The following is a 7,801-nucleotide window of genomic DNA, read 5'->3' on the forward strand; positions in this document are numbered from 1 at the left end:
CCCTACACCCCACACCCCACTCCCGTTCCCCGATAAATGCCAAAAATCCAGCTTAAAACCCCAAAATCGCCGCATCTTGCCGCCATGGTAGCACTTGATCGCCGCAGTCTCGGCGGTATTTGGACCCTATCTGGTTATGAACGAGAATTAAACAGCCCCAACAGTGAATTATTAATTCTTACCCTAGACCAGAAGGACGAAACCCTAATCGGATTGGCTTGTTCTTGGGCAATTCTCGAAGAAGCGCATATTACCCTCCTGGCAATTTATCCCGACTATCAAAGACAAGGATTAGGAAAACTGCTTCTCTACAAACTTCTGGAGAAGGCTGTACAAAGACAACTGGAAAGGGCTACGCTAGAGGTAAGGGTATCGAACCAGTCAGCAATCGCACTCTACGAGCATTTTGGCTTCCGCATCGCTGGAGAGCGGAAAAATTATTATTCGCAAACTGGCGAATCGGCCCTAATTTTCTGGCGCAACGATCTACAAACGGCCGCTTTTCAGGAACAATTAAACAAGTGGCGACAAGAAATCCTCTCCAGACTGGGGCAGGGAGAGTGGCAATTAGAGGAAGAAACCAGAGCCAAAATAGATACCATGGGGATGCAATGATTACCTACAAGCTTAAATCAGGTCGAGGTTAGGGAAAAATGAGGATTTTAGTCTTGGCGTGGGAATTTCCACCGCGATTAGTGGGCGGTATCGCCCGTCATGTTGCCGAACTCTATCCCGAAATCGTCAAACTCGGTCATGAAGTCCATTTAATCACGATCGAATTCGGTCAGGCCCCCAGTTATGAACTGGTGGAAGGTATTCACATCCACCGCGTCCCCGTACCCCCCGGCAATGACTTTTTCCATTGGGTGGTCAACATGAATAACAGCATGGGGCAACAAGGCGGCAAACTAATCGCCGAATACGGAAAATTTGACCTTGTTCATGCCCACGATTGGTTAGTAGGGGATGCAGCCATCGCCTTGAAACATCTCTTTAAAATACCCCTGATTGCCACGATTCACGCCACGGAATACGGACGTTATAACGGACTGCACACCGACACCCAACGCTATATCGCCGGCAAAGAGGGAACCCTCGTCTATAATGCTTGGCGCGTCATCGTCTGTACCGGCTATATGCGTCATGAAGTCCATCGGGCCTTGGGCGCACCCTGGGATAAAATCGATGTGGTTTATAACGGTATTCGGGCCGAGAAAAAGCAAAGAGACCCTAACTTTGATTACCGAGCTTTTCGTCATCAATATGCCGAAGATTACGAAAAAATCGTCTATTACGTCGGGCGCATGACCTTTGAAAAGGGGGTTTCGGTGTTACTCAACGCTGCCCCAAAAGTCCTCGCTCAGACTGGGGCTAAAACTAAATTTGTTATTATCGGTGGCGGCAATACCGACAAACTTAAACAACAGGCCTGGCATCTCGGTATCTGGCATCATTGTTATTTTACGGGCTTTATGTCCGATGAAAACCTCGATCGCTTCCAAACCGTGGCCGATTGTGCCGTTTTTCCCAGTCTTTACGAACCTTTTGGCATTGTCGCCCTGGAAAGTTTCGCCGCTAGGGTTCCCGTGGTAGTTTCCGATACCTGCGGTTTTCCCGAAGTTGTCCGTCATGGTCAAACGGGAATTGTCACCCGGGTCAATAATCCCGATTCCCTCGCTTGGGGCATTTTAGAGGTTTTAAATCATCCTGAATACGCCCACGAATTAGCTAATAACGCCTACGAAGACCTAGAAAAACGCTTTCATTGGGCAAATTTAGCCCGTCAAACCGAGACAGTATATGGTTTGGTTGTCCAAGAACGACAACTGGTGGAATGGCGTTAATCAGGGAGCGGTTTTTTAGCCGTCAGCCGTCAGGCTCTTCTAGGTTCTGTGTGATAAGTTTAACTTACATAGGATCGATCAATCTTTGTGTCCTTTGTGTCTTTGTGGTTCGTTCCACCCCCTCGCTCTTGAGAATGTATCTTAGAATACATTTTACCCACCAAACCTAAGAGAGCCGCCGTCAGTATTAGGGGTCAGTTTATGTCTTAAAATAACAAAGGCACAACTTAACTTCTCCAAATATGACTATGAAAGCAGCTGAAATTATGACCACGGAGGTGGCCAAGATTAAAGGTTCTGAAACCGTTGCCAAAGCGGTGCAATTGATGAGAGAAAAGAACATTAGAACTCTCATTGTTGATCGCCGTCACGATGAAGATGCTTACGGAATTATCACCGAAACCGATATTGTCTATAAAGTCGTCGCTTTCGGTCAAGATCCGCAAAAAGTGCGCGTCTATGAAGTGATGAGCAAACCCTGCATCGTGATTAATCCCGACCTCGGGGTTGAATATGTAGCCCGCTTATTTGCTAATACCGGTATTCGTTTCGCACCGGTAATTAAAGGCGGTTTGCTCGGTGTTATCTCTGTTAGTGACATCCTCCATAAAGGTAACGCCGTCGAGAAGCCCCGCAGTCTTGATTTAGAAGCGGAGATTATCAAAGCGAGAGATATTGCCCGGGCAGTCTGTGCTGAAAAAGGGGCAAATTCTCCCGATTGTGCCGCAGCTTGGGATATTGTTGAGGAATTACAGGCAGAATTGGCACACCAACGCGCTAAAAAACCGGAAAAAACCTATTTTGAGGAATACTGTCAAGAAAATCCCGATGCTTTTGAAGCGCGTATCTATGACACCTAATCGCCATGGGTTTTCGGTATTCTCCGATACCTCAAACTTTTTAATCCGGCAAAAGTAGTGTATAAAGGTTTTATTTGCTAATAATCGAGGAAAAATTATGGCTGATCTATTTGTCATCGCCTATGAGGACGAATTTAAAGCAGAAGAAGTTCGTTTAACTTTGGCTAAACTGCAACAGGAACATCTGATCGAGTTAGAAGATGCTGCCGTAGTGGTTAAAAACAAAGATGGCCAGATTAAACTCAAGCAAGCGGTCAATTTAACGGCAGCAGGAGCCGCTAGTGGCAGTTTCTGGGGGTTATTAATCGGAATGCTCTTTTTATCCCCCTTATTAGGGGCCGTCCTCGGTGCTGCTGGTGGTGCTTTGGGAGGTGCTTTAAGTGATATCGGTGTGGATGACAATTTTATGCGCGAATTGGGAGAAACCCTGCAGCCCAGTACCTCTGCTCTTTTTGTTCTCGTCCAAAAAGTTACCCCCGATAAGGTCCTCGATGAAGTGGCGCCCTACGGAGGTAAAGTGTTACGCACTTCTTTGACCAAAACCGACGAAGCGGAATTACAGAAAGTTCTCGACCAAAGAGGTGTTAAACCCGAAACCGTTTAGGATATGGATCCATAAAAGCTAGAAAAAGGGAATATATTTCCCTTTTTGCTTTTTGAACAAGAATGGGTTTAGCATGACAACCACAGCAGCTATAAAATAAGAAACAATCAATAATTATTAATGAACTTTAAGCTTCGATCGAGAATAAAAGTGCTTCAGTGTCGTAGTATTTATTCGTTAATCCCATTGATTGCATTCCTAATCTTTCCGTGACACGAATTGAGCGATAATTATCGGGATTAACCACTGCGTAGATAATCGGCAATTGTAAGGTGATTAAGCCGTATTCCAGAATAACTTTAGCCGCTTCGGTTATATATCCTTGTCCCCAATAATCGCGCCGTAAATGCCAACCAATTTCGCTATCTGGGGTAGGATAACCGTAGTTATCGGGTAAATTCTGTAAAATTATCGAACCGATAATCTGATTATTTTTTTGATCGATCATTGCCCACCAATCGCTGCCATTACCCTGATTACGAATAGTTGCTAATCTTTCGGAAAAATGGGCATTTAAACTCTCAATATCCGTGGCTAACTGACGAATTCTCGGTAAAAAATCAGTGACTTCGGAATTTTGATAGATCTGAAAAAAAGACTCTTTGTCTGCGGGTAGTTGCCAAGGACGGAGAATTAGGCGATCGCTTTTCATTGTTTTAGTGAGCAAATTATAGCAATTCTCTTGCTGAGATTAGGGATTATTGTTGATAAAAAAACTTCTAAATCCCACTGCTAGTAGGGAACCACTTAAGACAGTTATCAATGTCCAAATTTGATTCTTTTGGGTTCCTTCGACTTTCTCTAAGCGTTTATTCATGTCATCAAATTTACTATCAAGAGTTTTAATATCACCTTTAACTTCCGTCAGTTCAATCTTTAAATCGGTAGTATCTTTTTGAATATTTTTGACATCAGCTTTTATTTCCGCTTGTCCATTCTCAATCACCTTCAATCGATTGTCCACCTCAATCAGTCGAGTTTCCGTGGTAGTGAGTCGAGTTTCCACGGTAGTGAGTCGATTGTCCACGGTAGTGAGTCGATTGTCCACCTCAATGAGTCGAGTTTCTATGGTAGTGAGTCGAATTTCCATGGTAGTGAGTCGATTGTCCACGGTAGTGAGTCGATTGTCCATGGTAGTGAGTCGATTGTCCATGGTAGTGAGTCGATTGTCGATCTCGTTGAATCGATGTTCGATTATCTTCTGTCCATTGAGGATTAAATCTTCTAGTCTTTTTAAATCATTATCGGTAGCAGTGGTGGTAGTCATTGATTAAACTCCTATAATTTTAATTTGCTCTTATTTTTATTATTATAGCCTTTCTTATAAACATGAAGTATGATCGGCTCTCTTGGGTTCGGTGGGTAAAATATATTATAGGATACATTCCTGCTGGTGGTCGCAACACGCTCGCTACGCGAGACCGAGTGGAACGAACCACAAAGACACAAAGGAAACAAAGATTGATCGCTTCTAGATAATCTAAACTTATCACATACCTTTTAAAGAGGATTATTATTAGCTATAGCTTTGCTGCTTGAGCAAATATGTTCAGCGAGGATCACTCCCGTTAGAGTGAGATAAGATTAACTCTTATTCCTCACCCTAACTACTAGGAAAAACTGCCAATTAAATTAGGCACCTTGGCGCAATTTGTCCAAAACCGATCGATCTTCTAGAGTAGAAGTATCACCAGAAATCTCTTGACCTGATGCTAAAGTTCGCAAGAGACGACGCATAATTTTACCCGATCGCGTTTTTGGCAGTACATCGGTAAAACGGATTTCTCCCGGTCGAGCAATAATGCCAATTTCCTTGACAACGTGATCCTTTAATGCTTGCGCTAACTCCGGACTCGCTTCATAATGTCCCTCGAGAGTCACAAAAGCATAGACTTCTTCCCCTTTAATTTCATCCGGTCGTCCCACTACAGCCGCCTCCGCTACCGCGGGATGAGATACTAAAGCTGATTCGATCTCCATTGTCCCTAAACGGTGGCCAGAAACGCTAATCACGTCATCAACGCGCCCCATTACCCAGAAATAACCGTCCTCGTCCTGACGACTACCATCTCCAGCAAAATAGAGATATTGGCCATCTTTGGGGGCGATCTGTTCCCAGTAGGTATTGCGGAAGCGATCGGGATTTTTATAGACTGTTCGTAGCATACCGGGCCAGGGATATTTGACCACCAGATAACCCCCCTCATTCGCGTGGGTGGGATTGCCCTCTAAGTCCACCACTGCGGCGATAATACCGGGAAAAGGTAGGGTTGCTGACCCCGGTTTGGTGGCAATTGCCCCGGGTAAGGGAGTAATCATAATCCCCCCGGTTTCCGTTTGCCACCAAGTATCGACAATCGGACATTTTTCTTTACCGATAACCCGGTGATACCACATCCACGCTTCTGGGTTAATCGGTTCTCCCACAGTTCCCAGTAAGCGCAAAGAGGATAAATCCCGGCTATTGGGGATATCTTCACCCATTTTGATAAAAGCGCGGATAGCAGTGGGGGCAGTATAAAAGATATTAACGCGATATTTCTCGATTACATCCCAAAAACAGCCTAAATTAGAGGGACGGGGAACCCCTTCATACATTACCGTGGTTGCACCATTGGAAAGCGGTCCGTAAACGATATAACTATGGCCGGTAATCCACCCCACATCGGCAGTACACCAGTAAACATCGGTGTCTTTCAGGTCAAAAATCCATTTGCTGGTGACATGGGTGTAGAGATTATAACCGCCGGTGGTGTGGACGACTCCTTTCGGTTTGCCGGTGGAACCACTGGTATAGAGGATAAATAACATATCTTCGCTATCCATCGGTTCGGCCGGACAGTTAGCAGATACCTGTTTTTGTAGATCATGCCACCAGTAATCGCGATCGGCAACCATATTGATGGGTTCCTTGCTGCGTTGGACAACGAGAACTTTTTCCACACTGGGGGCGCTATTATCGGCTAGAGCCAGATCCACCTGTTCCTTGAGGGCAACGACTTTATCCTTGCGGAAACCACCATCGGCAGTGATTACCACCTTAGCGGCCGCATCATTAAGACGATCGCGCAAAGCATCGGCACTAAATCCCCCAAAAACTACACTGTGGGGCGCGCCAATTCTGGCACAGGCTAACATGGCGATGGCCGCTTCGGGAATCATCGGCAGATAAATTCCGACCACATCGCCTTTTTTCACGCCTAATTCTTTTAAAGCGTTGGCAAATTGACAGACTTCTCGGTGTAGCTGTTCGTAGGTAATGGTGCGGCTGTCTCCCGGTTCTCCTTCCCAGATGATGGCGGCTTTATTGCGTCTCCAGGTGGTGAGATGTCTGTCAATACAGTTGTAACAAATATTAATCTTGCCGTTGACGAACCATTTAGCAAAGGGGGGCTGCCAGTCAAGAGTCTCTGACCATTTTTCAAACCAATGTAGTTCTTTTTCGGCTAATTGAGCCCAAAAAGCCTGGGGATCGGCCTTGGCTTTGGCGTAGAGTTGCTGGTATTCTTCAAAGCTTTTAATGGTGGCATTCTGAGCAAATTCGGCACTGGGAGGAAACAGCCGATTTTCCTGTAGGATCGATTCGATCGCTATTTCTGTCATACTGGCAAACGAAATAAATTATCTTGCGATCCAGATTACCTTTTTCGGTTCCCCCCGTAACCTTGGCAAGCAATTCTTTAAGGCTATTTTAGGATTGCCCGATCCCTGACCAGCGATCGCAATTTGTCCCCAAGTGTTACAGAGTTTAAAGTTATGTCACCGATCGAGCGATGAACAGATCGCTGTAAGGTAAACTAACCGATAAACCCGAAATTTAACATGGAGAACACTCGGTAAGGAGTCATAATTCAATGTCTCATAGCGTTAAAATTTACGATACCTGTATCGGTTGCACCCAATGCGTTCGGGCTTGTCCCCTCGACGTGCTGGAAATGGTCCCCTGGGATGGCTGTAAAGCTGCCCAGATTGCCTCCTCTCCCCGCACGGAAGACTGTATTGGTTGTAAGCGTTGCGAAACCGCTTGTCCGACGGATTTCTTAAGCATTCGGGTTTATCTCGGAGCAGAAACCACCCGCAGCATGGGTCTAGCCTACTAGGCCCGGCAATCATTCTGTGTTTAACATTTAGCGAAAACTAATCTTGTTAAGAGGACTAACCAGTCCTCTTTTTTCGTTATACTCCCGTCGCTAGTGAAGATTTTAGTTAGGGCTGGCTGAATTACTGAACTTTCCCCATACATATATACTATAATAACCGAAAACCCTTATCCATCAATGGATACACCCCTTAACTTATCTTAATGTACCCATGTAATTTGTAACATTTCTTAATGGACAAGAATTCTCTCCATTTGCTAGAATGATAGCCATGTATATAGAAAAAGTTCCTAACCGTAATTCCCCCCCCGCCGTTCTTCTTCGGGAGTCCTACCGAGAAGGAGATCAAGTCAAAAAAAGAACCCTGGCCAATCTCTCAAAATTACCCGATGA

8 protein-coding genes are annotated in these 7,801 nt (G+C 45.1%); 5 read left to right on the forward strand and 3 right to left on the reverse strand.

Annotated features, from left to right (window positions below; genetic code table 11):
- The first annotated feature begins 36 nt into the window (after window positions 1–36).
- The 4 genes from rimI (at window position 37) to PN470_RS00030 (ending at window position 3,308) form a co-directional block, all read left to right on the forward strand.
- Entirely contained in the window at window positions 37–615 is a 579-nt protein-coding gene (gene rimI, locus PN470_RS00015) for a ribosomal protein S18-alanine N-acetyltransferase (RefSeq protein WP_271937987.1), read from the forward strand.
- A gap of 38 nt (window positions 616–653) precedes the next feature.
- Entirely contained in the window at window positions 654–1,844 is a 1,191-nt protein-coding gene (locus tag PN470_RS00020) for a glycosyltransferase family 4 protein (protein WP_045357137.1), read from the forward strand.
- A gap of 242 nt (window positions 1,845–2,086) precedes the next feature.
- A complete protein-coding gene (locus tag PN470_RS00025; RefSeq protein ID WP_042790431.1) occupies window positions 2,087–2,704 on the forward strand; it encodes a CP12 domain-containing protein in 618 nt (205 codons plus the stop codon).
- A gap of 97 nt (window positions 2,705–2,801) precedes the next feature.
- Window positions 2,802–3,308, forward strand: a complete 507-nt coding sequence (locus PN470_RS00030) for a DUF1269 domain-containing protein (protein WP_002731545.1) — start codon at window positions 2,802–2,804, stop codon at window positions 3,306–3,308.
- A gap of 127 nt (window positions 3,309–3,435) precedes the next feature.
- Here the strand turns inward: PN470_RS00030 and PN470_RS00035 are convergent, their stop codons facing one another.
- The 3 genes from PN470_RS00035 to acs all read right to left on the reverse strand — a co-directional run bounded on the left by PN470_RS00035 (window position 3,436) and on the right by acs (window position 6,911).
- Complete coding sequence (locus PN470_RS00035; RefSeq protein WP_193979640.1) at window positions 3,436–3,960, reverse strand: GNAT family N-acetyltransferase; 525 nt, start codon at window positions 3,958–3,960, stop codon at window positions 3,436–3,438.
- A gap of 39 nt (window positions 3,961–3,999) precedes the next feature.
- Window positions 4,000–4,575, reverse strand: coding sequence for a hypothetical protein (locus PN470_RS00040; protein WP_271937984.1), 576 nt, complete (start codon window positions 4,573–4,575; stop codon window positions 4,000–4,002).
- 365 nt (window positions 4,576–4,940) lie between these two features.
- Window positions 4,941–6,911, reverse strand: a complete 1,971-nt coding sequence (acs, locus tag PN470_RS00045; protein WP_272103275.1) for an acetate--CoA ligase — start codon at window positions 6,909–6,911, stop codon at window positions 4,941–4,943.
- A gap of 251 nt (window positions 6,912–7,162) precedes the next feature.
- Here acs and psaC point away from each other — a divergent pair, with 251 nt between their 5' ends.
- Window positions 7,163–7,408, forward strand: coding sequence for a photosystem I iron-sulfur center protein PsaC (gene psaC, locus PN470_RS00050; RefSeq protein ID WP_002734319.1), 246 nt, complete (start codon window positions 7,163–7,165; stop codon window positions 7,406–7,408).
- Window positions 7,409–7,801 lie beyond the last annotated feature (393 nt).

The organism is Microcystis sp. CS-574 (assembly GCF_028329095.1).
GTDB classification, from domain to species: Bacteria; Cyanobacteriota; Cyanobacteriia; order Cyanobacteriales; family Microcystaceae; genus Microcystis; species Microcystis ichthyoblabe_A.